The organism is Klebsiella sp. M5al (assembly GCF_002090195.1).
In the GTDB taxonomy this organism is placed as follows: domain Bacteria; phylum Pseudomonadota; class Gammaproteobacteria; order Enterobacterales; family Enterobacteriaceae; genus Klebsiella; species Klebsiella grimontii.
In genome coordinates this window covers 2,692,184-2,715,515 of sequence record NZ_CP020657.1, presented here as the reverse complement: position 1 = coordinate 2,715,515, position 23,332 = coordinate 2,692,184, and the positions used below count along the sequence as shown (strand labels likewise).

Genomic DNA, 23,332 nt, shown 5'->3' with positions numbered 1-23,332 from the left:
CCACACACCAGCTTCAACTCGAACGCCAGAACGCTTAACTTCATGTGCATCTCCGCCCTGCAAACAAGTGATACCATAGAAGGTATGAACCTGCTTCAGGAATGCTCATGAAACCGACCCTTAATCAGTTGATTAACTTTTGCACTGTTGCTGAAACCGGAAACATCGGCAAAGCCGCCGGTAAACTCAATATCTCGCAGCCTCCCTTAAGCCGGCAAATAGCCCAGCTGGAAACCATCCTCGGTGCAAAGCTGTTTAACCGGGCCGCTAAAGGTGTCAGTTTAACCCTTGCCGGAGAGCAATTTCTGGTGGACTGCCGCGCGGTGCTGGCAATGCTGGAGCTGGCCTGTAATAACGTACGGGCCGTAGAATCAGGGCAGAAAGGTGTGCTGAAATTAGGTGCAACAATGTATGCCAGCTATAGCGTTGTGCCTCATGTTGCCATGCAGCACCGGGAGACCTATTCTGATGTGGAATTGCATTTTCAGGAGATGGTCCCCTCTGATTTACACGCCGCATTAGAGGATGGCAGATTAGACGCGGCAATCAGCTTCTCCGAGACGGCCACTCCGGGAATTCATTCACTGGTACTCTTGCGTGAGCCGCTAATCGCCGCCCTTCCTGCTAATCACCCCCAGGTTCAAAGCGAGCATTTCAGACTTGAATCACTCTGTGATGACCCGTTCATCACTGTTCCGCGCCAGAGTGCACCGATGCTCTACGATTCCATCCTTCATCAGTGCCTCAAGGCCGGATTTAGCCCGCAAATAGGACTGGAAGCCTCCGTACAGCAGACTGTGATGAATTTTGTGGCCCGTGGCGTTGGCGTGGCGCTTATTCCCGCAAGTATGGAGAATGCCCAATTGCGTGGTGTGGTTTACCGTAGGCTGGAAAATCCGAATATGGTGGAGAATATGTTGATGTGGTCGACAAAGAACAAAAACCCGGCTTTACCGGGTTTTGTGAACCTGTGCCGCAGTATCAGGGATAAACTGGATGCAGCGCAGTCCGGACGGATTAACGATTAACTCTTACTGATGATGATTTCGATCACATTAGGTTTGCCACTCGCCAGTGCGGCCTCAACTGCCGGGGCGATATCTCCGGCACGGAGAACTTTTCTGGTTTCCAGTCCCATCGATGCACCCAGTGCCTGATAATCAACTGCCGGATTAATCAAATCCATTGCGATAAAGCGTTCTGTTTGCGCCGAAGTATAATCTGCCTGTGAACGCATGAAGTTTTTCAATACGTTATATTCCGTGTTATTCATTACAATAAAGGTTACCGGCAGTTTTTCATGTGCGGCCGTCCAGAGAGCCTGAGGGGAGTACATCGCAGCGCCGTCGCCCACAAAGCACACCACAGGCGCTCTTCCCAAACCGAGTGAATAGCCCACAGCGGCAGGCATCCCCCACCCCAGACCACCGCCGCGCAAAAAGGCATACTGATCCGCACGGCGACTGTTGAGTGATTTGCGAAGCGAGCCGCTGGTTGCAATCGCTTCGTCAACAATTGCCACATCTGGTCCGATCGCCCTTGCTGCCTCAAACGCAGCCACGAGTGGCGTAATTACCGTAGCAGATTGTTGTTCATTAACCTGCCCGAGCAGACTTTCTTTGCTCAATTCAAACTCATTAACCGCGTTTTCAAAACGACGTTGATAATCACTGCGATGGTTTGCCGTGGCTTTTTCCAGTTCGGGCAGTAGCACCCTTAACGATGATTTAATATCGCCTACCACTGAGAGTTCACTACTGTAGGTGCGTCCCAGGTCGCCCGCATCGGCTGATAACTGGAACACTTTACACTGGTCCGGTACTGCCTGACCTTCTGTATAAAGAATGGTGATAAGCGACTTACCGCCAAGTGCAAAAATAGCATCGTACTGGCCTAATGCTCTGTTAATTTCCGTCGCTTTAGTGGACAGATTACCCCGCCAGAGAGGGTGTGCTGTTGGGTAGGGGATCCGGTTTGGCCATGTTGAACCGTATACGTCAGCGGCAAGCATCTCAGCAAGAGCAACAACCTCGCTGGCCGCTTCACTTTGGTAAATTTCGTCGCCGGCAATCAGTGCGACTTTACCCGGAGTAAATGCCGCCAGCTTACTTGCCAGCAAAGGTAACGAACCTGCGACTGCATTGCGGTCAATAGTGGAAGGCGCCCCGATCCCGATACAGCTCATCGCCTCCATCACATCCATCGGAAGCGACAGGAAAACGGAGCCTTTCGGTGCAGCGTCTGAATCGTGGAAAGCCCGGCGAACTAATACCGGTAGCTGGTCAACGTGGGTAACCTCCTGTGACCATTTAGCGAACGTTTTCCCCATTCCGACCAGATCACCCAACAATAACGGATCGGTTGTCGTGTGGCGTAAATCCTGCTGCCCTGCTGTCACCACAAGTGGTGTCTGTGAACATTTTGCATTCAACAGGTTTCCCATGCCGTGGCCTAAACCACCGGCGGTATGCAGATTCAGAAATCCTGGTTTTTTTGCTGCCTGCGCATAACCGTCCGCCATGGCTACTGCACTCGCTTCCTGCAGAGCTAATACGTACTGAATTGACGGTTTTCTTAACAGCGCATCCATGAAGGGCAGTTCGGTTGTGCCTGGATTACCAAACACATATTCCACCCCTTCACTTTCCAGAACTTCTAACAATACATCACCGCCACGACGTGCATTGGCGTTTTGCACTTTAGTTATTGCGTTACTCATAGAATGATCACCTCTATCTGCGTATTCGTTCGCCCTGTCTGGCGGGTGATTCAATCTTAATAACAGGTATAACATCCTTTCCAATACTATAATGATGCCCAGCCATACCCTTCAAGGTATGGGAAGTCATTCGTTTTCCATTTGGTCAGTTTGAAGCATGACAGCAGCACCGTCCTGACGCGGCAATGATTGAAGAGGTAACAAACACGGCGCAATCAATAGCGCCGGACTATACAGGGCAATTTATCGCTTCGGGAAACCCTTCGAAGAAATGACTATTCCTTCAAAAATATCTAGCCTGAATATAGAGAACTCGATACCCTGTAATGCTTTGTGTTTTTTGTGAACAGGAAAAAGTATGCTTAATACGTTACCCGATTTACACAGAAGTTTTGCAGAGCACCTCAAGCTTCAATTTCAGTCTGACTCGCGGATTCACTCCCTTCTCGCCGGCGGCTCGATTATCCATGGCGGATTTGATAAATACTCCGATTTGGATTTTGTCGTTGTGGTCGATCCCCTCTACTATGACGAAATCATGGCCCAGCGTGTGGCGTTCGCCGGAACGCTGGGCCATCTCCTGCATGCTTTCAGCGGGGAACATGTCGGAGAGCCTCGCCTGCTGATATGCCTGTATGGTCCTGAACTCCTTCATGTCGATCTGAAATTTGTCACCCTGGAAATGCTCACTCAACGCGTTGAGGAGCCAGCCGTGTTATTTACCCGTGATAACCGTGCTCTGCAGCAACAACTGGCAAAATTCAGTGCTCACTGGCCTGATATGACGCCGGAGTGGTTCGAGTCCCGAGCCTGGATCTGGCTTCATTATGCGGTGGCTAAACTAGGAAGGGGCGAACTCTTTGAGGCGATTGGTATGCTGTCATTCTTCCGCGAGCAGGTACTGGGGCCAATGCTGCACCGCCGTGCAAATTTACCGCAACGTGGGGTTCGCCGCATTGAATCGCGCGGTATTGATCCTGACGGCCTGCTGACTTCCACGCTGGCAACGCACGATCGTGACTCCGTCAGCGTTGCTATCAGAATGGCCCTTGACGCTTATATCACTCTGCGAGCGGATGCTCTGCCTGAAAATATCGCAGACGATGCCGCGCAACGGGCGCTGTTGGCCATGCTGAAAGCGTATTCTGACAAAGTTTAATCCTGACTTCCGATCGCTTACATGGCCGGACAGGGGCAGCGAAAAACGCGTCTGACCGCATGGCAAAAAGCATAAATGCCCGGGAGGCATTTATGCTTTTACGATAATGACCACCATGCCGATATTCACAGGTCAGATATTCTTGCCGTCCTGAAAATACTCAGTGCATAAATAACGCGATTAAAATAATGATAGGGATTGGCACACCCAAAAAGAAAAGCAATATTGAACGCATAGGTTCCTCCCGCAGAATGTGTATTAGACGTTATAAATCACGCTGACGGCCGCCATAAGTTGCGCAGAGACTGGCAACAAAAGCGCCGATTAACAGAGAAATGAATGACCACAGGGTGACGTAGCTAGTGGTTTTTCTGGCGGCGTCTGCGGTCTGCTGCGCTTTATCTTTTGCCTCTTTTAAATTGGCCTGGGCTTTATCATAAACCGCCTGTACCCGCTGTTCGGCCTCTTTCTGACTGATGCCGGTATTCTGAGAAACCAGCTGCGCCACATACGTCAGATCGTCCTGGGGAAGCGCGCCAGAATTAATGCTATTAGCAAAAATACCCGTCACCTCGGCTAATTGAGCCGGTGACTCCGCCTTTGGCGGCACAGGATGATTCATTGCCATAACGTCATTGCCTGATGAATTTGCTGGCAGCCCGCTATTATCCGCCGGAGTGGCAGCGGTAGCCCTGAACAGTGAATGGGTAAAATATTCCATCGATGACTTCGATAACAGAGAGGCTCCGTCCCCCGCGTTATTCATGGCGGTTGCCGTCGCGCCGCCGGCAACGGAACCTATCACTTTTGCGCTACCGCCGATCAGCGAACTGATGGTGGTGGTCAACAGCACAGCGGAGACCAGCAGCGCCACGGCCCACGTCAGAAAGCCATGCGCCGTGTCGCGGAAATAGATTTCATTGGTATGAGTGTCTACCCATTTAGTCCGCAGCCGCCCGGCGAGGTATCCGCCCATGCCTGACGCCACTATTTGGGTAAACGTCAGCCATGCGATGGCGGCAATACCGACGGTTCCCGCCGCAAGTCCTTGATTTTCCCACGGGGAAATTGAGGTAAGGCCCAATCCGGCGCCAAGCATGAGCAGCATAAGCGCCAGCGACGCCGCGGCGGCGGCGCCTGCAAATATCGCCCCCCATGATACTGCGCTCGCGCTGTTAACCGCGGCCGCGGGTACCTGACTACTGATAGAGGTAGAGTCGTAGATATTCGTCATTTACGTTGTCCTTTGAAATAACTCATTAGCCCCGACGTCATTTGCTATAAACGTCCACTGCAGACATTAACCCGCCAGAACTACGGTAATATCGAGCGGGATAATTATCGCTCGCCGCTTAAATAGCGGGCGATTGACCAGGGACCAATTATCTAAATGAGTACAAATTGGTAGTGTATGAATTTAATCAACAATTTTATTTTAGTAGATGATTTTGTTTTAACCATTCTTTATCGCCAAAAATATTACCGCACAGCCGTAACCGACTGTAAATAAAGGGAATATTGGTGAAGATAGATTTTGCCGACAATATTTTTCGCGGAGCTATATTGCCCAGTTTTTATGGAATTATCTTAATTTTATACGGGTAATTCACTGAATGATCTTGGTTATTAAAAGTGGCGTACGTTTACGATTTGCATTATCGACGATTTAATACCACGGCCTGAACCGTAATACATTGCTGGTGGCCGATAGAAGTATATCAACTGAGCAAAAGGAACACGGGGAAGGTTTGCTTCCCTTCCCCGGTATATCGGCTTCGTATTCGTCTCGCCGTGGGCTAGCTCGCCCTTTTGCCTAATTAGCGAGCAGACAAAGCAAAGCGGTTCTCAAGCGCATGCGCTATTTCATCTTCTGTCAGCCACTGCTTCTCTACGCGGTCGGCGGTAATACTCTTAAGCATATTGCCGAGCAGAATAAAACGCCCCTCGGGCTGATGCTGTATCACCAGCAGCTTTTGTACAAAGACCGCATCGGGATGCGTGGAGTTAAGAAAATTGGCCGGAACAAAATCAATCCACTCCTGAGGTGACAGGTCAAAACCGTATTGATTGGCCCAGCTTCCCTCAACCCTCGCCTGCAGCAGATAGCTTCCGTTCGCATCACGCGTAAGCCGGAACGTATCAAAATCCTGGATGATGTCCGTATCAAGTTCGTCCAGGGCCAGCGGCGCGCGGATACCGTAGCTCCCAAAGCCAAGGTCGCAAAGCCACTGACGGCCATCAACTTCCGCGACCACCGCCATATGGGTTTTAGGCCTGCGCGCAGGATAGAACATGGGCCGCGCCGCGACAAACCTCCAGGCAATACCCAGCGCTTCCAGCGCCATCGTAAACAGCCCGTTGAGTTCATAGCAGTAGCCGCCCCGTCTCTGCCGTAAGAGCTTGTTGGCAATATCATCGGGCTCCATCGAAACGATTTTACCTGCCTGTACGTCCAGGTTCTCGAAGGGGATCGAAAAGAGCTGGTGGCGCATGAGCGCGTGCAGCGTCGCGGTATCGGCAGCCGCAGGCCCGCTATAGCCTATGCGGCGGAAGTAAAGGGAAAGGTCAAAACTGTCGCTGTGCATGTTATTTCCTTGGCTGGATTGTGTTGAGCCCACTATAGATGGCGCCCCGCAACGCCTGTATAGTCAGATTTATCAAAAATCAGACTATACAGATGACGATGTCCGACCCTCTCCCGCCGATTCCCCACTACCGCCGAATAGCCGATATGCTGCGGCTGACGCTTACTTCAGGCGCTTTGCGGGCAGGCGATCGCATTATCTCCGCGCGCAAACTGGCCGAGCGCGAGCAGGTCAGCCTTCCCACGGCGCTGGAAGCCCTGCGTCATCTTGAGGCGGAGGGGCTGATCGTCGCCCGACCGCGTTCAGGCTACTTTGTCCGCCAGATAAACACCGCCAAAGACGGACAGCGCGCAGCATCTTTATCCGGCCCGGTGCCGGTGACCATGTCCGCCATCGCCCGCTCGTTGTTCGGTAGCGCTGAAGCGCGTCTGGTGCCGCTTGGCGCCGCGCTACCCGATCCCGCCTGGCTTCCCGTCGAGGCTTTGCAGCGGGCGTTGCACACTGCCGGTCGTCGGCTTGATGCGCGCGGGCAGAGCTACAGCCTGCCCCCGGGAAGAGCGGACCTGCGCAGAAAGATTGCCGCCCGCGCGGCGCAGTGGGGCGCCCTTTTTGGCGCCGATGACCTTATCATCACCGCAGGCGCAACCCAGGCGCTACGCCTGGCGCTCCGCGCGGTATGCCAGCCGGGCGATGCGGTGGCGATTGAGCAGCCCGCCTATTTCGGCACGCTTCTGCTGCTGGAAGATCTGGGGCTGAAGGCGTTACAGATCCCCACGGACCCGATTAAAGGGTTATTACTGCCGCCGCTTAAAGAGGCCATTAAGCACCACCGTCCGGCAGCCGTTCTGGCCTCACCCACGGTGCAAAATCCGCTGGGCGCCAGCATGCCCGTCGCGCGTAAGCAGGCGCTGGTGGCCCTGCTTGCCGATCAGGGCATCCCTTTAATTGAGGACGATGTCTACGGCGATCTGGCCGGTGGCGCGCAGCGTCCGCCCGCGTGTAAAGCCTTCGACAAGGGCGGAAATGTGATTTATTGCAGTTCTCTGTCGAAAACCCTGGCGCCGGGCTGGCGAATTGGCTGGATTGCCGCCGGACGCTATTACCCGGCAGTGTTGCAGGCCCGCATGGCCGGGGAATGGGCGGGCGCGCCGCTGATAGAGGCCGCGGCGAACGAGATCCTCGCCAGCGGAAATTATGACCGGCACCTGCGGCACCTGAAGCTGCGGATTGCGGAAGGTATGCGGGCCATTATCGCCAGGGTTGACGCCTGCTTCCCACCGGGCACGCGCGTAGCGGCGCCCGAAGCCGGCTTTCTGATTTGGGTCAAACTGCCGTCCGGGATCGACGCCCTGGAAGTCCATCGTCGCGCCCTCGCCCTGGGTATTGGCGTCAGTCCGGGGCCGCTGTTTTCCCCGGGCGCAGCTGAACTGCAAAACTACCTGCGCCTGAACGGTGCGAACGAACCCACGTCCGCGCTTTTGCAGGCCGTGGAGCAGCTCGGTAGCTTATGCCATGAACTGGTCGGGGGCCGTTGACGCCGGACATTTCCGTCGAATTATCAACGCTGACAGGCGAGCATCTGGCTGGCTGTATGCTATTCATGGCGATATTTCCCCCGGGTTTTCCCGGCGCCCTGCCGCTCTCTGGCTGAGCAAGCCTCTGGTCAACGCCCTTCGCCCTGGCCAATCGGTTCTGTTGACTTATTCTGTAAAAAGATTACTTTTCAGGACATGAAGAAGATACTTATTATTGTCCCCGATGGCGGCATGCTGTTTGAATCCGCCGGTATTGCCGACATTCTGATGCAGGCTAACCGCCTGCACCCGGAAGGCGCTAAGGGCAACGGTTACCAGGTGCAGCTCGCGACAACCCAGCCGCATCAGGTGATCCATGGTCAGTCCGGTTTAAATCTGCTGGCCGATCATCGCCTGCATGAGATAGACCCCCGCGAGCCGCTTGATACCATCATGATTACCGGCAGAGGCCAAAACCCGCAGGAAGGGATCGCGGTCGTTGACTGGCTGCGGCTGGCTGCTCCCCATGCCCGCCGCATTGCGTCCATATGCGGCGGCGCGATGCTGCTGGCGCAAACCGGGTTATTGGACGGCAGACGCGCCACTACCCACTGGAAGCTGCTGGAAACCCTGCAGGCGGAATTCCCTCAGGTGCGCGTGGAAGGCGGCCCGCTCTATATTCAGGACGAGCATATCTGGACCTCCGGCGGGGTCAGTTCCGGCTTTGACCTGACGCTAGCGCTGGTTGAGGAGGACTACGGCTTCAGCCTGGCGCGCGATATCGCCCAGGACTTCGTCATGTACCTGCGCCGTCCCGGAGGCCAGCTGCAGTTTAGCCGCTACAACCTACAGCAGACCAGTACCCTGGGCCCCATAAACGATCTGCTGGCCTGGGTGCTTGAGAACCTCACCGCCGACCTCTGTGTGGAAAAACTGGCGGAAAAAGTGGCCATGAGCCCACGTAATTTCACCCGCGTATTTACCCGGGAAACCGGCGCGTCGCCGGCGCGCTACGTCGCCGAAGCCCGCCTGGCCGCGGCCCGGCAGCGTCTGGAGCAGACAGCCGAGACGCTGGATCGTATCGCCGAACAAACGGGATTTGGCAGCAGCATTAACCTGCGACGGCAGTTTGAAAAACAGCTTCACCTGACGCCGGGTGAATACCGCCAGCGTTTTCATTGCCGTAAAATGGCGTAAAGTGATCCTTTTCCGTCATTTACGCCAACCAGCGACCGGCCTACATTAACTTCAGAGACAACAACTAAGGAGTTGATCATGGTAAAGGTCGGTATTAATGGTTTTGGCCGTATCGGTCGCAACGTACTGCGTGCTGCCCAGGGTAACCCGGAGATTCAGATTGTGGCCATCAACGATCTGACCGACAGTAAAACGCTGGCCCATCTGCTGAAATACGACTCGCTGCTCGGTAAACTCGACGCCGACGTCACCGCCGGTGAGGGGCAGCTTGTGGTTGACGGAAAAACCATTACCGTCTTCAGCGAACGCGACCCAGCGAGCATCCCGTGGCGTCAGAGCGAGGTGGATATTGTCATTGAGGCCACAGGCTTCTTTACTGACCGCGACAAGGCGGCGGTACACATCCACAGCGGTGGCGCCAGGCGCGTGATTATCTCCGCTCCCGGTAAAAATGAGGATTTAACCATCGTGATGGGTGTTAACGATGGCCTCTATTCACCGGATAAGCACTACGTGGTCAGCAACGGTAGCTGCACCACCAACGGCCTGGCGCCTGCCGCGCAGGTGCTGCACCAGCATTTCGGTATTAAACATGGCCTGATGAACACCACCCACGCCTACACCAACAGCCAGGCGCTGCACGACCAGCCGGAAAAAGATCTCCGTGGCGCCCGCGCCGCCGCTCTGTCGATTGTGCCCTACTCCAGCGGTGCCGCGAAGGCGCTTGGCAAAGTTATCCCTGAGCTGGACGGCCGCTTAACCGGTTACTCGCTGCGCGTACCGGTTCCGGTGGTGTCGATTGTCGATCTGACCGTAACGCTCGAGCGGGATGTCACGGCTGAAGAGGTCAATAACGCGTTTCGTGAAGCCGCCGCGACGGGGCCGCTGAAAGGTATCCTCGGCTATAGCGATGAGCCGCTGGTCTCAAGCGACTACCGGGGCGATCCGCGTTCCTCCATTATCGATGGTCTGTCAACGCTGGTGATTGGCGGCAATATGGTCAAAATTCTGGCGTGGTACGACAATGAGTGGGGATTCTCCAATCGCCTCGTCGACCTTTCGCTGCTGATGGCAAAGCGTGAAGGCTAGCTCCTTGCCCACACGTCCCCTCTAAAATCCACGCCCGGCGTGGATTTTTTAGCGCTATCGCCGGTCCCATTCCGAAGAGCGCCGGAGAAGGCGGAAACTTAACCCGGCGCCCGCGGCAAGGCAGAGCGACATCGCCGCCAGCGCGACGATAAAAGCCTGGGTGATATTCGCCGCGCTTTTCCCGTTGTCCAACATGCTGTAAAAAAGGCCGCCAATCACCGCGACGCTCAGCGCCGTGCTGAGCTGCAGCGCCGAGCTGGTCACGCCGGCAATCATTCCCGAAAACGCCGGCGCAACGCGGCCGGTTACCATTCTGACCAGCGTTGGCATCGCCAGCCCCTGGCCGAGACCGGTAACAAAAAGCAATAGGGCGAGCGGCAACGCGGCGGGAGAACTGCCCGTCGGCGTATTGGCAATGACCCCTGCAAGACCTGCCAGCCCTAAGGTCTCGCATCCCATCCCGATTGCGCTCAGGTAATTGCCAACCAAGCGCCTGAGATAAGGCGTCAGCAACGGTCCGATCAGAAAGCCGACGCCAAAGGGCAGAAAAATCAGGCCCGCGGTCAGGGCGTTCAAATGCAACGCGCCTTGTAGATAAATGGAAAATAAAAGAAAGAAGGCGCCGATGGAATAAAACAGCAATACGATCGCCAGTCCCTGGCCCAGTCCCGGCGCGCGCAACACGGCAGGATTAAGTAGCGGCGAACCGCCATGCTGGCTAAGCCGATCCTCATAGCGCCATAACAATCGGGCCAGCAGTGGGAAAGCAAGCAATGACAGCCACGTCCACCACGGCCACCCTGCCTCTCGGCCTTCAGTCAACGGCACAATCACCGCGCTCAGCATCACGGTTGTCAGCAGCGTGCCGACGGGGTCCAGCCGCTGTGCAGATTGCGCCCGCGTCTCTTTCAGCAGCGGCACGCCAAAGAGGATGACCAGCAGCGCCACCGGCAGGTTAACGAGAAAAATAGTCCGCCATCCCAGGCCAAACAGGTTCGCTGAGATCAGAATGCCGCCTGATACCTGGCCGATAACGGAGGCCAGGCCAAACACTGCGCCATACAGACTCAGCGCGAACGGTTTTTCCGCTTCCGGGAAAATGGCCTGCACGGAAGCCAGCGCCTGGGGGGCCATAATCGCAGCCGTGGCACCCTGTAAAATGCGTCCGATAATCAGCACCCACGGTGACCAGGCTAAACCGCACAATAACGATGCAGCAGCAAAACCGATAAGCCCAAGGAAAAACATCCTGCCGCGGCCATAAATATCGCCCAGGCGGCCTCCGGTAATGAGGGTGACAGCATACACAGCCGCATAGGATGAAATGACCAGCTGTTCGGCGGAGAAAGAGGCGCCCAGCTCGCTCTGGATGGCAGGCAGCGCAACATTGACGATAAAAAAATCGAGCGGCGGCAAAAACGCGCCGACCAGCAAAATGACGAACATGGCCCAGCGGCGCGGCTCAGCTTGCGTGATGCGATGGGTCGACATAGAACACTCCATAGGGTTAGGTCGAGGAGGCAATAGTGATACCTACAAAGTTGTTTTGGAACTGACACTTTTGTATATTTGATGTTCATTTTTGAACGGTGAGACCATGAAATGGAATGGGGAGACGTCCGGGTATTTCTTGCAGTCCTTCGTCAAGGCTCCTTCGGTGAGGCAGCGCGAAGCCTTGGCGTGAGTCATCCGACGGTAGGACGCAGGATAAAAGCGCTGGAAGATGAAGCCCAGCAGGCGCTGTTCCGCCGTACAAGGGAGGGTCTGGTGCTAACGGACGCCGGCGACAGAGTTCTTAAGCTGGCTGAGGCGATGGAAAACTCCGCGCTGGCAATGGAACGACGCCTGGCGGGGAATCATGAACGTCTTGAAGGGATATTAAGGATATCTTCAGCAGAATGGTTCGCTAACTATGTTCTGGCCCCGGTGCTTGTCGAACTGACGCGCCGCCACCCGGCCATTGTGCCGGAAGTCATTGCAAGCTACCGCTTGCTCAATTTGTCGCGCCGCGATGCCGACATCGCGTTTCGCATCGTCCCGTTTACCGAACCGGATATTGTCCAGCGCCGCCTGATGAGTATGCCCTATGCGCTGTATGGAACAGCGGAAACCGCGCAGACGGTGCAGCACGATCCGGCCGCCGTGGGGCTTATTTTGATGAATACGGCACAATCTCACTTTTCTGATGTTGCCTGGCTGCTTGACGGCTTCCCCCTGTCGCGGCGGGTGTTCACCAGTACCAGTCGGGCCGTTCAGGCGCAGATGTGTCAGCGGGGAATGGGGATGGCCGTGCTACCGCAGCCTCTTGGCGATGCCCTCTCCGGATTGCAGCGCATTGGCACGCCGACGCCACCGCCATCTAAAGATATATGGGTCGGGTATCACTCTGATCTCCGACATATGGATCGCCTGCGGGCAATGCTGGATATTGTCGATGCCATGCTTGCCGATCCTGTTGCGGCCGGCACCTGAACAGCACCACGTTCGGTTCGCATCATACCCCTCTTCCCTCTTCATTATTTACCGCCTTGGCCGGGACAGGAAGGAGGCGACGCCAACCTCCAGTACAGGTCGGAAACGCTTTTTTAAGTCGCAGGCATAGCGCAGATTGCTTCAAAAAAATTACCGTATTTGGTATATTGTTTGTTTATTGCTTACTCACCTCTGCGGTGCCAAAAAGAACAAGATTCACCGCTACCCAGGATAAGAAAATGTTAGATTACCGCTTCCCGACAGCTTTGCAGATGGTTCTCAGCGTAGCAATGGCGGAGCAGTTGGGTGAACGCTCAACGAGTGCGATTCTGGCCTACGGTCTGGAAGCGAACCCGAGCTTTATCCGCAAACTCATGGTTCCTCTCACCCGTGACGGCATTATCGTCTCTACCCTTGGCCGCAACGGCTCTATTCATCTTGGCCGCCCGGCGGAAGAGATCACCCTGCGCGATATCTACGTCTCCGTCATCGAAGATAAAAAGCTGTGGGCGTCGCGTCCTGACGTCCCTGCCCGCTGCGTGGTCAGCGCGAACGCATGCTGGTACTTCAAATCTATCGCCGATGAAGCGGAGCAGGCTTCACTACAGGTACTGGCGCGCCACACCGTGGCAAGCGCGCTGGAAGAAGTGAAAAAAGCCGATACCAGCGGGTGCGATCCGGTGCCTGAACTTATCGCCAAGTATAAAGAAGCTCATTAATTTTCCTTCAGCGCAAAAAAAAACCGCCTTCACTGTGAAGGCGGTTTTTTGTTATCTGCCGCTCCCTACGCTGGCGAAACGTCCTTTACCGCTTTGCCGCGTGTGACGAATTTACGCAGCGTCACATAGAACACCGGGGTCAGGAACAGACCAAACAGCGTCACGCCCAGCATCCCCGAGAACACCGTGATCCCGGTGACGCCGCGGACCTCCGCGCCCGCGCCGTGGCCGAGGATCAGCGGGATGGTCCCGGCGATAAAGGCGATGGAGGTCATCACGATCGGGCGTAAACGCAGACGGCACGCTTCCAGCGCCGCTTCCATGATCCCTTTCCCCTGCATTTCCAGCTCGCGGGCAAACTCGACGATCAGAATCGCGTTTTTACAGGCCAGCCCCATCAGCACCACCAGCCCCACCTGCACGAACACGTTGTTATCGCCGCCGGTCAGCCAGACGCCAAACAGCGCGGAGAGCATCGTCATCGGTACGATAAGGATCACCGCCAGCGGCAGCGTCCAGCTTTCATACAGCGCCGCCAGCACCAGGAATGCCAGCAGTACCGCCACCGGGAAGACGATCAGCGCCGTATTGCCCTGGGTGGCCTGCTGGAAGCTCAGGTCCGTCCATTCAATATTCATCCCGTTCGGCAGTATCTGTTTAGACATCTCGTCAAGCTGCGTCATCGCCTGCGAGGAAGAAAGTACGCGAGGGTCGGCGTCGCCGATCAGATCCGCCGCCGGATAACCATTGTAGCGAATCACCGGGTCCGGTCCGTAGGTGGTGCTGATATTCACCATACTGCCGATCGGCACCATTTCGCCCTGATTATTGCGGGTGCGCAAATTGGCAATATCTTCCACGCTTTCGCGGAACGGCCCGTCGGCCTGCGCCATCACGCGCCAGGTACGCCCGAACTGGTTAAAGTCATTGACATAAGAGGAGCCCAGATAGGTTTGCAGCGTACCGAACAGATCGGTCAGCGACACGCCCTGCGCTTTCGCCTTATCCCTGTCGACCTGCACATCCAGCTGCGGAACGTTAGCCTGGTAGGTTGAGATCGGGAAATGCATCCCCGGCTTCTGCATAATCGTACCGGACATCGCGTTCACCGCGCTTTGCAGCGCGCCGTAGCCAAGGCCGGCGCGGTCCTGAATATACAGCGAATAGCCGGAACCCTGACCCAGTCCTAAAATCGGCGGCGGCAAAATCGAGAAGCCAAAGCCCTGCTGGATTTGCGCGATTTTGGCGTTAATCTCGGCGTTAATTTCCGCCGCCGAATGATGACGCTGGTCGAACGGCTTCAGGCCAAAGAAGACCGTCCCGGTATTCGGCGTGTTGGTGAACTGCAGCGCGTTGAGCCCCGGGAACGCGACCGCATAGTCCACGCCTTCGGTATTCATCCCGATTTCGCTCATTTTGCGGATCACCGCATCGGTGCGCGCCAGCGAAGAACCTTCCGGCATTTTCACGCCGCCGATTAAGTACAGCTTATCCTGGGTCGGAATAAACCCGCCGGGGACGATTTTAAACATGACGCCCGCGGCGCAGAGCAGCAGCAGATACACCGCAAACACCGCTCCGCGTCGTCCAAGCGTTTTGCCCACCAACCCCTGATAGCCGTTCGAGCTGCGGTGGAAAAAGCGGTTAAACGGACGGAAAATCCAGCCGAACAGACGATCGATAAGCCGGGTCGGGAAGTCCTTCGGCGCGCCGTGCGGCTTCAACAGCAGCGCGGCCAGCGCCGGAGAGAGCGTCAGCGAGTTGATGGCCGAAATCACCGTGGAAATCGCGATCGTTACCGCAAACTGTTTGTAGAACTGACCGGTCACGCCCGAGAGAAACGCCATCGGCACGAACACCGCGCACAGCACCAGCGCAATGGCGATGATCGGCCCGGACACTTCACGCATCGCCTGATGCGCCGCGGCAAGCGGAGCCAGCCCCTCCTCGATATTTCGCTCGACGTTTTCCACCACGACGATGGCGTCATCCACCACGATGCCGATAGCCAGTACCAGCCCGAACAGGCTCAGGGTGTTCAACGAGAAGCCCAGCAGATAAAGAATGCTGAAGGTCCCCACCACCGAGACCGGCACCGCGATCAGCGGAATAATCGACGCGCGCCAGGTTTGCAGGAACAGGATCACCACCAGCACCACCAGCACCACCGCTTCCAGCAGCGTTTGCACGACCGCGCGAATGGAGTCGCGAACAAACACCGTCGGATCGTAAGGCGCCGCCCATTGCATATCCTGCGGGAAACGCTTCGACAGCTCGTCCATTTTGGCGCGCACCGCGTTCGAGAGATCGATCGCGTTCGCCCCCGGCGACTGGAAGATACCAATCCCGACCGCGTCTTTATTGTTCAACTGGGAACGCAGCGCATAGCTGCCGGAGCCCATTTCGATACGCGCCACGTCGCGCAGGCGCACCAGCGAGCCGTCCTGCGCCGTTTTGAGAATAATATTGCCAAACTCTTCTTCGGTGTGCAGGCGCCCCTGGGCGTTAATGGAGATCAGGAAATCGCTCTCTTTCGGCAGCGGCTCGGCGCCAAGCTGCCCGGCGGAAACCTGGACGTTTTGCTCCTGCATCGCCGTCACCACATCCGAGGCGGTCAGCCCGCGCGCCGCCACTTTATTGGGATCGAGCCAGACGCGCATCGCGTATTCGCCCGAGCCAAAAATCTGAATTTGGCCGACGCCGGGCAGGCGCGCCAGCTCATCTTTCACTTTTAGCGTGGCGTAGTTACGCATATACAGAGAGTCGTATTTACCGCCGGGCGAAAACAGATGCACCACCAGCGTCAGCGTCGGCGACTGCTTCTGGGTGGTAATCCCTAAACGCCGCACATCTTCCGGCAGACGCGCTTCGGCCTGCGATACCCGGTTTTGCACCTGGACCTGCGCCTGATCCGGGTCGGTACCCGGACGGAAGGTGACGGTGGTTACCAGCACGCCGTCGGAGCCAGCGACGGATTTCATGTACATCATGTTTTCAACGCCGTTGATCGCCTCTTCCAGCGGCGTCGCCACGGTCTCAGCGATCACTTTCGGGTTGGCGCCAGGATACTCCGCGCGCACCTGCACGCTGGGCGGCACGACGTCAGGATATTCGCTGACCGGCAGCAGCGGGATGGCGATTAATCCGGTGATAAAAATCAGAATCGACAGCACCGCGGCGAAAATCGGCCTGTCGATAAAAAAGCGGGAAAAGTCCATGGGTCGGATTCTCAGATAAGGGATCAGTTAAGGGCGGTGCTGGCGGTCATGGCCACGGTTTTCGCGTTAACCGGCATCCCCGGCATAAACACTTTTTGTAAACCATCGACGATGACTTTATCGCCAGGTTTCAGCCCCTGCTGCACGATACGCAGACCGTCCGCCAGACGCCCCGGCGTAATATCGCGACGCTGCGCTTTACCCTCTTTATCAACGACATAAACATATTTACGATCCTGATCGGTCAACACCGCTTTGTCATCGATAAGCGTGGCGTTGAACTCGGCACTGCCCGGCAGGCGGACGCGGGCAAAAAGCCCCGGCGTGAACTGACGCTGGGCGTTATCCAGCAGCGCGCGCATCCGGATCGTACCGGTGCTCGGCGTTAACTGATTATCCAGAAAATCCACTTTACCCTGATGGGGGTAGCCCTCTTCGCCAACAAGGCCAATCTCCACCGGGAGCGCCAGGTGATTGCTCGACGCGCCCTGCCCGCTGCGGGCGAGATTTTGATAGTGAAGGTAGGTCGACTCGTCCACGTCAAAGTAGACGTAAACCGTCTTCTGCGATACCAGCGTGGTCAGTACGCTGGCGCTGTCGCCGGCGGTGACCAGGTTACCGCTGGTGATCAACGCGCGGCTGGCGCGGCCATCGATAGGCGCGGTCACTTTGGTGAAATCCAGGTTAAGCTGCGCGGCGTCGACCGCCGCCTGCGCGGCGCGGATGTCGGCCTGCGCCTGGGTGGCCGCCGCACGGCGCTGCTCCCACTCTTCGCGGGAAACCAGGTTGGTATTGACTAATTTATCGGTACGGTTAGCCTCGCTTCGCGCCAGGCTGGCCTGGGTTTTGGCTCTCGCCAGCGTCGCCTGCGCCTGTTCCAGCGCGGCGCGATAGGTTCTGTCATCGATAGTGAACAGCACCTCGCCCTTTTTCACCTCCTGACCGTCGGTGTAATTCACTTTATCAATGTAGCCGGAGACGCGGGGACGGAGCTGAACGCTTTCCACCGCTTCAATCCGACCGTTAAAGCTATCCCACTGACTGATGGATTTAACGACCACGTCAGCGGCGCTGACCGCGGGCGCTTGCGGCGCGGCGTTTTGCGCGACTCCCTCATCGCATCCGACGAGGAGCGCGGAGAGTAACATCACGCCCGGCACAGTCAGATGAAAGTTACCCCAGGTTTTTTGCAGGCTCATTATTTTTATTCCGGTATTGGTAGCCGCCGGGCAAGACGCAGCGGAAGACGCCGCGCCACTTCCTTTGTCCGGGCTGGCTTAAGGCCATTTGTGACGTTCATCGCCACAAAACTGTAACAATTGCGAATACACTATCGCGGCGATTGTAGGAAGGCGCTAAATTTAGTGCAAGAATAATTGTTGCACTTTATGTGCTATTCCTGGCACTGGAAAAAGGCGCGTTTTCACCGGGGATTTAAATGCAACAATAAAACTTGCAATTAATTCAAAAACGGGCCACCTTTAAATGCAACAGATAAAGATGCTCTTTAAGACGCTGCGTGGAGGAGACAAGATGAACACTGGCGCATTCATTCACGATTTACTCGGCTGGATCGACAACAATCTTGATAGCCGTCTGGACATTGACACCGTCTCCAGGCGAGCCGGCTATTCCAAATGGCACCTGCAGCGGATATTCAAAGAGCATACCGGCTATCCTCTCGCCGAGTATATTCGCGCGCAAAAGCTGCAAAAATCGGTTGAGCGTTTAGCCCAAAGCGACGAACCGATTTTGAACGTGGCGATTGCCCTGGGCTTTGACTCCCAGCAGTCCTTCAACCGCAGCTTCAAGCGTCAGTTTGGCCAGGCGCCCGGCGCATGGCGTCGCAGCATCGGCTGCGCGCAAACGCAGGGGTTACGCCAGCAATCAGCGCCCTTATCGGATAAAGGTTTACGCTCGCAGCGTTAACTCCGTTGCAGTCCCTACCCCGAACATTTTGGCTGGCGGCTTACTGCCAGCTTTGCCTCACGCCTTATCAAAGATGGGCGTCACTGCGGGCTCTGCCGCTCTTCGACCGGCAAAGTAGTGCGCGGGCGTGCTGCCCATCGTTTTTCTGAACATAGTGATAAACGCGTTGACCGACTCATAGCCCAGATTAGCCGCCACGTTTTGCACCGATACCCCGCTTGCCAGCTCCCGAAGGGCAATAATCAAATGCAGCTGCTGACGCCATCGCCCGAAGGTCAGCCCGGTTTCACGCAGCATCAGGCGGGCTAATGAGCGCTCGCTGAGCGCCAGCCGTTTTGCCCAAACTTTAAAGGTGCTGCGATCCTCTGGGTGGCTGACCAGCGCATCCGCCATGGCGCGGATCTTAGGGTGCGCCGAAACCGGCAGGCTTAATTTCTGCTGCGGCATGGCGGCAAGTTCATCGAGCGTCACTCTGATCAATCGGCCGACGTGGCTCTCCGCCGGGTAATAAACCTCCTCATTCGTTAAGCGGTCGACGAGCTCTTTAATCAGCGGCGAAATCGCCAGGGTGCAGCATTTCTCCGGCAGCGCGGCGGCGCCGGGTTCAATAAACAAATAGTTGAGATGCGCATTCCAGGTCGCTTTGGCGCTATGCGGGATCCCGCCGGGGATCCACACCGCGCAGTCTGGCGGCACTATCCAGATATCATTTTCCGCGCGACAAATCACCGCCCCGTACAGGGCCACGATCAGCTGGCCTTTGCGGTGAGTATGAACCGGCACTTCTGCCGCGTAATCAACGAAATCGATATGCCGCGCGACGGCCGGGCTCGGCGTACTATCGGGATCAAACAGGGTATGGGCGAGTCTGGATGGCATCTCATTGGCAACATTTAGGTATTTTTTGACAGAATAGGGTATTTAAGGACGTACGCAAAGCGGGAATAATTCCCGCCATGAATAAATTAACTTCCCCTCACAGCCATTTTTTGCACGCGATAAGCCGTTGGCCAGGCCGCATGGCCACACCCGCGCTGCTAAGCGACGCCCATGCCCTGCTCTATTCGGTCAGGAGTTTTGCCGCCGCGATGCTCGCCTATTACCTCGCCCTGGCGATTGGCCTTGAACGCCCCTCGTGGGCCATCATTACCGTCTATATCGTGTCGCAAACCTCGGTGGGCGCCTCCCTGAGCAGGAGCCTCTATCGCCTGGCGGGTACCGTGGCCGGCGCGGGGGCCACGGTGTTGATTGTGCCCACGTTTGTGAATACGCCGATTTTATGCAGCGTGATGCTGACAGGCTGGATCACCTTCTGCCTCTATTTGTCCCTGCTTGAACGCACGCCTCGCGCCTATGCTTTTGTGCTGGCCGGTTACACCGCAAGCCTGATTGGTTTTCCCGCCGTCGCCGACCCAGGCACGGTGTTTAACATCGCCATCATCCGGGTACAGGAGATCGCGATCGGTATCGTCTGCGCCGCGCTGATTCACCGCTACATTCTGCCTACCCGGATATCAGGGGTGTTCAACAGCAAATTAGCGCAGACGCTTGGGGCCGCGCGGCAGCGGATTGCCGACACGCTGGCAGGCAAGTCCGACGCACAGTCAGAACCGCTGCATCTGGCGCTGGCGCTGCAGTTTCTGCAGGGCATCAGCCACCACATCCCGTATGATTTCGCTCTTTCGGTACCGGTCCGCCAGGCCAGGAAAGCGCTCCATGACCGGCTGGCGCGGTTAGTCATTGTCAATGTTGAATTACGCGATCGTTTGCAGGCGATCGCGCTGATGCCCGCTGATACGCGGACGTTGCTGAATGATGTTCAGGCCTGGCTGACCTGCGACGATAGCGGAAAATGCAACAGCGCAGCAGATGCGCTACAGCAACGCGGCGCGCGGTTAGCGCAGCGGTACGCCGCGCAGGCGCTGACCTTTGAAGATGCGCTGCAGGTGAATTTCTTACGCTACCTCGCTGAGTCGATTGCCCTCCTGCAGCAGTGTGGGCGGCTTTCGGAGGCCATCCATCACGCCAGACCCGCAACAATGCAGGCGGAAGACCGTGCGGCGAAAGGGTACGTTTTCCATCGCGATCCCCTCAGTGCCGCCCGAACGGCGCTGGGCGCGTTTGTCATCATCCTGAGCGGCTGTCTGGCATGGATTTATTCCGCCTGGCCGGATGGCGGCACGGCGGTGTCGATTCTGGGGGTTTGCTGCACGCTGTTTGGCAGTTTCGACACCCCGGCTCCGCATATTGTGAAATACATTATCGGCTCTTTCTGGGGCGTCGTAATAAGCCTGCTCTATAGCTTCGCCCTGCTTCCTCCGCTCAGCGACTTCCCCGTACTGGCGGCGGTGCTTGCCCCGGCCTATCTGCTTGCCGGATCGCTACAGGCGCGGCCCCCCACCACCTTTATGGCGATGGGGATCACCCTGACGCTACCTGTGCTCTGCGAGCTGGGCGCGCGCTACAGCGGCGACTTTGCCGAGGCGGCCAACACCGCGATCGCCCTGTTTTTGGCAACCGGCTTTGCGGTTATCGGCATGAGTCTGCTGCAAACCGTGCAGGCGGACGCGGCGATAAACCGTCTGCTGAAACTGTGCCAACGCGATATTCGCCGCAGCGTGAACGACGCGTTTAGAGGCGATGAAACGCACTGGACCAATCTGATGATCGACCGGGCCGCCTTGCTGCTGCCGCGCTTGCCGCGCAGCGGGCGGTCATCCGCGCGGGCGCTTGAACACCTGCTGCGCTTTCTGCGCCTTGGCCTCTGCGTAATGCGCCTGCGCCGCTGCGAAACGCCCGCCGGCAGCGATATCCACGAGGTGCTTTATCCTCTTACCCGCACAACGGAGACCGAAGCCTTACGCAAGCGCATTGCCGCCATGACGGAGCGCTGCTTGCCCGCGACGGATGAACATTCACGCCAGTTTATCGACAGGCTGGTCGATCTGCACTGCGCGTTACGGACGCAGAACGAGGAACCGACGCATGATCAATGACATCAATATCGGAGGGGTTTTTATCCCCGGACTGCTGCTGACCGCGCTCATTGCCCTGGTCTGTACGCTGTTACTCGTGCCGCTTTTCTCTGTCAGCAGGCTGTACCGCCGCCTGCCCTTACGCCCGCTGCTTGATGTCTCAACCTATATCGTGACCTTTTTCCTGCTGTTGCAGGGCCTGACCACACTGGGGTTATTCGCATGAAATCTTTACTCTCTTTGCTCGGCCGTTACGCGCTGACGTTAATCGCAGTGGCGGTGGCGGCTTTCGTGGCGTTTATTTTCTGGAAACAGTATGCGCAGACGCCCTGGACGCGCGATGGCCGCGTTCGGGCAGATGTGGTGCAGATTGCGCCGGACGTTTCCGGGCCGGTAAGCAGCGTGGCGGTGCGGGATAATCAGTGGGTTAACCGTGGCGATGTACTTTACGCCATCGACCCGCGCTGGCTAAAGCTGGCAGTGCTCAGCGCGCAGGCCGACGTCGAGGCAAAGCGTCATGAGATGGTGATGCGCCAGGATGCGGCCAGGCGACGCGCCCTTATCAAAGGGGTCATTTCCAGCGAGGACATCCAGCAAACAGGCAGCGCAGCGCGCGTCGCGGCGGCCAATTACCAGGGGGCGCTGGCGGCGCTGGAACTGGCGCAGCTGAATTTATCCCATGCGACGGTGCGCGCATCGGTTGCCGGCTACGTCACGCATCTTCGGCTTCGCCCCGGCGATTACGCCACGGCGGGAGAGACAAAGGTCGCCGTGGTCGATGCGCACAGTTTCTGGGTGGTGGGCTATTTTGAAGAGACCAAGCTGCGTCATATTCGCATCGGCAGCGCCGCGCGCATTTCGCTGATGGGGTTTGACCCGCTCATTACCGGGCATGTGGAGAGTATCGGCCGGGGGATCGACGATAACAATGACGCGACGGGCGGGCTGGGACTGCCGGATGTCAATCCCACCTTCAGCTGGGTGCGGCTTGCGCAGCGTGTCCCCGTCCGTATCCAGCTAGATAAGATACCAGAGGGGATTGAGCTGGTGGCAGGGTTATCCGCCAGCGTTTCCATTGTGCCTGAAAGCCCTGACGGCGGACATAGCGGAGGATCGGGCTACGTGGATCAGGCTATCCACCCATGATGCGTTCGGACAGCGCGGCGGAGGCTGCCTTCACTTCTTCAGTCACTTCCACGGGCAGCCAGGCAACCGGTTCAGTGACGACCGTGCTCTGTGATACCTGGTATTCGTCCCATATCTGGCGGAGACGTGTCGGATTGCCGCCGGTTACCGAGCTGGGACTGGCGCGTATTGCGTCACCAGACTTCCCCAGTATTATTGCTAACTATGCCAACCAGTTTGCGGATGACCGGCCGGTAAAGAGCACCTCCATCGGCATTAAAGACAGCAGTGATAAATATGTCGCCGCCCTGTGCCTGAATGTGGATATGACGCTATTTCCGGGAATACAGCGTGCTCTGGCGCAGTTCACGGAGATTGAAAGCAGTGCGGTGGTCGAACATCTTGAGCCGGCTACCGGTTCCGAAGCCATTCGCTAGCGAATCGACAGCTATGCGGCAAAGCACGCGACCACGGCCAGAGCGCTCAACGTTGCTGACCACAAAGCCTTAATTCAGGCATTACGTCAGGAAGGGCTGCTGGAGGTACGTAAGTCTATGGACACCGTGGCCCAGCATCCGGGCATCTCCCGGGCGACGGCGTATCTGTATGCCCGCCAGGAGAACGGTTAAGC

General features: G+C 56.9%; 18 protein-coding genes and 2 pseudogenes. 12 read left to right on the top strand and 8 right to left on the bottom strand.

All coding sequences use genetic code 11. From position 1 onward, the window contains the following. The first annotated feature begins 107 nt into the window (after positions 1-107). A complete protein-coding gene (locus BWI76_RS13010) occupies positions 108-1,028 on the top strand; it encodes a LysR family transcriptional regulator (RefSeq protein ID WP_004139072.1) in 921 nt (306 codons plus the stop codon). Here the strand turns inward: BWI76_RS13010 and BWI76_RS13005 are convergent. Next, on the bottom strand, positions 1,025-2,719 hold the full coding sequence (locus BWI76_RS13005) for a thiamine pyrophosphate-binding protein (RefSeq protein WP_004139074.1): 1,695 nt from the start codon (positions 2,717-2,719) through the stop codon (positions 1,025-1,027). The two genes, BWI76_RS13010 and BWI76_RS13005, sit on opposite strands and share 4 nt — an antisense overlap. 358 nt (positions 2,720-3,077) lie before the next feature. On the opposite strand from BWI76_RS13005, the gene BWI76_RS13000 reads away from it, so the two are divergent. Next, complete coding sequence (locus tag BWI76_RS13000; RefSeq protein WP_024358317.1) at positions 3,078-3,878, top strand: hypothetical protein; 801 nt, start codon at positions 3,078-3,080, stop codon at positions 3,876-3,878. Positions 3,879-4,143: 265 nt separating this feature from the next. On the opposite strand, the gene BWI76_RS12995 is transcribed toward BWI76_RS13000, so the two are convergent. Together BWI76_RS12995 and BWI76_RS12990 are read right to left on the bottom strand one after the other, a co-directional pair. Next, positions 4,144-5,112, bottom strand: coding sequence for a hypothetical protein (locus BWI76_RS12995; protein WP_064371723.1), 969 nt, complete (start codon positions 5,110-5,112; stop codon positions 4,144-4,146). A 583-nt stretch (positions 5,113-5,695) separates the two neighbouring features. After that, the gene (locus BWI76_RS12990) at positions 5,696-6,463 is read right to left on the bottom strand and encodes an arylamine N-acetyltransferase family protein (protein WP_004139077.1); all 768 of its coding nucleotides are present in this window, start codon (positions 6,461-6,463) and stop codon (positions 5,696-5,698) included. Between the two features lie 38 nt (positions 6,464-6,501). On the opposite strand from BWI76_RS12990, the gene BWI76_RS12985 reads away from it, so the two are divergent. The 3 genes from BWI76_RS12985 to gap all read left to right on the top strand — a co-directional run bounded on the left by BWI76_RS12985 (position 6,502) and on the right by gap (position 10,263). Then, entirely contained in the window at positions 6,502-7,998 is a 1,497-nt protein-coding gene (locus BWI76_RS12985) for a PLP-dependent aminotransferase family protein (protein ID WP_064371722.1), read from the top strand. Between the two features lie 195 nt (positions 7,999-8,193). Beyond that, positions 8,194-9,174, top strand: a complete 981-nt coding sequence (locus tag BWI76_RS12980) for a GlxA family transcriptional regulator (RefSeq protein ID WP_004139086.1) — start codon at positions 8,194-8,196, stop codon at positions 9,172-9,174. Positions 9,175-9,252: 78 nt separating this feature from the next. Continuing rightward, positions 9,253-10,263: a type I glyceraldehyde-3-phosphate dehydrogenase gene (gene gap / locus BWI76_RS12975; protein WP_004139087.1), complete on the top strand. Its 1,011-nt coding sequence runs from the start codon at positions 9,253-9,255 to the stop codon at positions 10,261-10,263. Between the two features lie 54 nt (positions 10,264-10,317). Here gap and BWI76_RS12970 read toward each other — a convergent pair whose 3' ends face one another. Next, on the bottom strand, positions 10,318-11,754 hold the full coding sequence (locus tag BWI76_RS12970; RefSeq protein ID WP_004139089.1) for an MFS transporter: 1,437 nt from the start codon (positions 11,752-11,754) through the stop codon (positions 10,318-10,320). Positions 11,755-11,865: 111 nt separating this feature from the next. Here BWI76_RS12970 and BWI76_RS12965 point away from each other — a divergent pair, with 111 nt between their 5' ends. Then, positions 11,866-12,735, top strand: coding sequence for a LysR family transcriptional regulator (locus BWI76_RS12965; protein ID WP_049131852.1), 870 nt, complete (start codon positions 11,866-11,868; stop codon positions 12,733-12,735). Between the two features lie 239 nt (positions 12,736-12,974). Continuing rightward, positions 12,975-13,454 (top strand): RrF2 family transcriptional regulator, encoded by a 480-nt coding sequence (locus tag BWI76_RS12960; protein WP_004121015.1) that lies wholly within the window; start codon positions 12,975-12,977, stop codon positions 13,452-13,454. 65 nt (positions 13,455-13,519) lie between these two features. Here BWI76_RS12960 and oqxB read toward each other — a convergent pair whose 3' ends face one another. Both oqxB and BWI76_RS12950 read right to left on the bottom strand, forming a co-directional pair. Then, positions 13,520-16,672 (bottom strand): multidrug efflux RND transporter permease subunit OqxB, encoded by a 3,153-nt coding sequence (oqxB, locus tag BWI76_RS12955; protein ID WP_064371721.1) that lies wholly within the window; start codon positions 16,670-16,672, stop codon positions 13,520-13,522. Between the two features lie 23 nt (positions 16,673-16,695). Then, a complete protein-coding gene (locus BWI76_RS12950; protein ID WP_049086395.1) occupies positions 16,696-17,871 on the bottom strand; it encodes an efflux RND transporter periplasmic adaptor subunit in 1,176 nt (391 codons plus the stop codon). Positions 17,872-18,205: 334 nt separating this feature from the next. Here BWI76_RS12950 and BWI76_RS12945 point away from each other — a divergent pair, with 334 nt between their 5' ends. Beyond that, a complete protein-coding gene (locus BWI76_RS12945; protein ID WP_004139095.1) occupies positions 18,206-18,601 on the top strand; it encodes a helix-turn-helix domain-containing protein in 396 nt (131 codons plus the stop codon). Between the two features lie 57 nt (positions 18,602-18,658). Here the strand turns inward: BWI76_RS12945 and BWI76_RS12940 are convergent, their stop codons facing one another. After that, on the bottom strand, positions 18,659-19,480 hold the full coding sequence (locus tag BWI76_RS12940; protein WP_004139097.1) for an AraC family transcriptional regulator: 822 nt from the start codon (positions 19,478-19,480) through the stop codon (positions 18,659-18,661). Positions 19,481-19,557: 77 nt separating this feature from the next. Here BWI76_RS12940 and BWI76_RS12935 point away from each other — a divergent pair, with 77 nt between their 5' ends. The 3 genes from BWI76_RS12935 to BWI76_RS12925 are packed head-to-tail and all read left to right on the top strand — an operon-like array spanning position 19,558 to position 22,722. After that, positions 19,558-21,597 carry an FUSC family protein gene (locus BWI76_RS12935; protein ID WP_064371720.1) on the top strand — a complete coding sequence of 680 codons (2,040 nt, stop codon included), beginning with the start codon at positions 19,558-19,560 and terminating at the stop codon, positions 21,595-21,597. Next, complete coding sequence (locus BWI76_RS12930; RefSeq protein WP_004121021.1) at positions 21,587-21,802, top strand: DUF1656 domain-containing protein; 216 nt, start codon at positions 21,587-21,589, stop codon at positions 21,800-21,802. Before BWI76_RS12935 ends, BWI76_RS12930 begins: the two co-directional genes overlap by 11 nt. Further along, positions 21,799-22,722: an HlyD family secretion protein gene (locus BWI76_RS12925; RefSeq protein ID WP_064371719.1), complete on the top strand. Its 924-nt coding sequence runs from the start codon at positions 21,799-21,801 to the stop codon at positions 22,720-22,722. Before BWI76_RS12930 ends, BWI76_RS12925 begins: the two co-directional genes overlap by 4 nt. On the opposite strand, the pseudogene BWI76_RS28505 reads toward BWI76_RS12925, so the two are convergent. Then, positions 22,721-22,918: pseudogene (locus tag BWI76_RS28505) on the bottom strand (kfra protein); the annotation flags it as partial. The gene BWI76_RS12925 and the pseudogene BWI76_RS28505 overlap by 2 nt on opposite strands. Here BWI76_RS28505 and BWI76_RS12920 point away from each other — a divergent pair. Beyond that, positions 22,863-23,330: pseudogene (locus tag BWI76_RS12920) on the top strand (transcriptional regulator); the annotation flags it as partial. The pseudogenes BWI76_RS28505 and BWI76_RS12920 overlap by 56 nt on opposite strands. Positions 23,331-23,332 lie beyond the last annotated feature (2 nt).

What these genes read in the sequence shown, in the direction of transcription:
- BWI76_RS13010 (WP_004139072.1), top strand. Translation starts at nt 108, where the DNA reads ATGAAACCGACCCTTAATCAGTTGATTAACTTTTGCACTGTTGCTGAA.
- BWI76_RS13005 (WP_004139074.1), bottom strand. Translation starts at nt 2,719, where the DNA reads ATGAGTAACGCAATAACTAAAGTGCAAAACGCCAATGCACGTCGTGGC.
- BWI76_RS13000 (WP_024358317.1), top strand. Translation starts at nt 3,078, where the DNA reads ATGCTTAATACGTTACCCGATTTACACAGAAGTTTTGCAGAGCACCTC.
- BWI76_RS12995 (WP_064371723.1), bottom strand. Translation starts at nt 5,112, where the DNA reads ATGACGAATATCTACGACTCTACCTCTATCAGTAGTCAGGTACCCGCG.
- BWI76_RS12990 (WP_004139077.1), bottom strand. Translation starts at nt 6,463, where the DNA reads ATGCACAGCGACAGTTTTGACCTTTCCCTTTACTTCCGCCGCATAGGC.
- BWI76_RS12985 (WP_064371722.1), top strand. Translation starts at nt 6,502, where the DNA reads ATGGCGCCCCGCAACGCCTGTATAGTCAGATTTATCAAAAATCAGACT.
- BWI76_RS12980 (WP_004139086.1), top strand. Translation starts at nt 8,194, where the DNA reads ATGAAGAAGATACTTATTATTGTCCCCGATGGCGGCATGCTGTTTGAA.
- gap (WP_004139087.1), top strand. Translation starts at nt 9,253, where the DNA reads ATGGTAAAGGTCGGTATTAATGGTTTTGGCCGTATCGGTCGCAACGTA.
- BWI76_RS12970 (WP_004139089.1), bottom strand. Translation starts at nt 11,754, where the DNA reads ATGTCGACCCATCGCATCACGCAAGCTGAGCCGCGCCGCTGGGCCATG.
- BWI76_RS12965 (WP_049131852.1), top strand. Translation starts at nt 11,866, where the DNA reads ATGGAATGGGGAGACGTCCGGGTATTTCTTGCAGTCCTTCGTCAAGGC.
- BWI76_RS12960 (WP_004121015.1), top strand. Translation starts at nt 12,975, where the DNA reads ATGTTAGATTACCGCTTCCCGACAGCTTTGCAGATGGTTCTCAGCGTA.
- oqxB (WP_064371721.1), bottom strand. Translation starts at nt 16,672, where the DNA reads ATGGACTTTTCCCGCTTTTTTATCGACAGGCCGATTTTCGCCGCGGTG.
- BWI76_RS12950 (WP_049086395.1), bottom strand. Translation starts at nt 17,871, where the DNA reads ATGAGCCTGCAAAAAACCTGGGGTAACTTTCATCTGACTGTGCCGGGC.
- BWI76_RS12945 (WP_004139095.1), top strand. Translation starts at nt 18,206, where the DNA reads ATGAACACTGGCGCATTCATTCACGATTTACTCGGCTGGATCGACAAC.
- BWI76_RS12940 (WP_004139097.1), bottom strand. Translation starts at nt 19,480, where the DNA reads ATGCCATCCAGACTCGCCCATACCCTGTTTGATCCCGATAGTACGCCG.
- BWI76_RS12935 (WP_064371720.1), top strand. Translation starts at nt 19,558, where the DNA reads ATGAATAAATTAACTTCCCCTCACAGCCATTTTTTGCACGCGATAAGC.
- BWI76_RS12930 (WP_004121021.1), top strand. Translation starts at nt 21,587, where the DNA reads ATGATCAATGACATCAATATCGGAGGGGTTTTTATCCCCGGACTGCTG.
- BWI76_RS12925 (WP_064371719.1), top strand. Translation starts at nt 21,799, where the DNA reads ATGAAATCTTTACTCTCTTTGCTCGGCCGTTACGCGCTGACGTTAATC.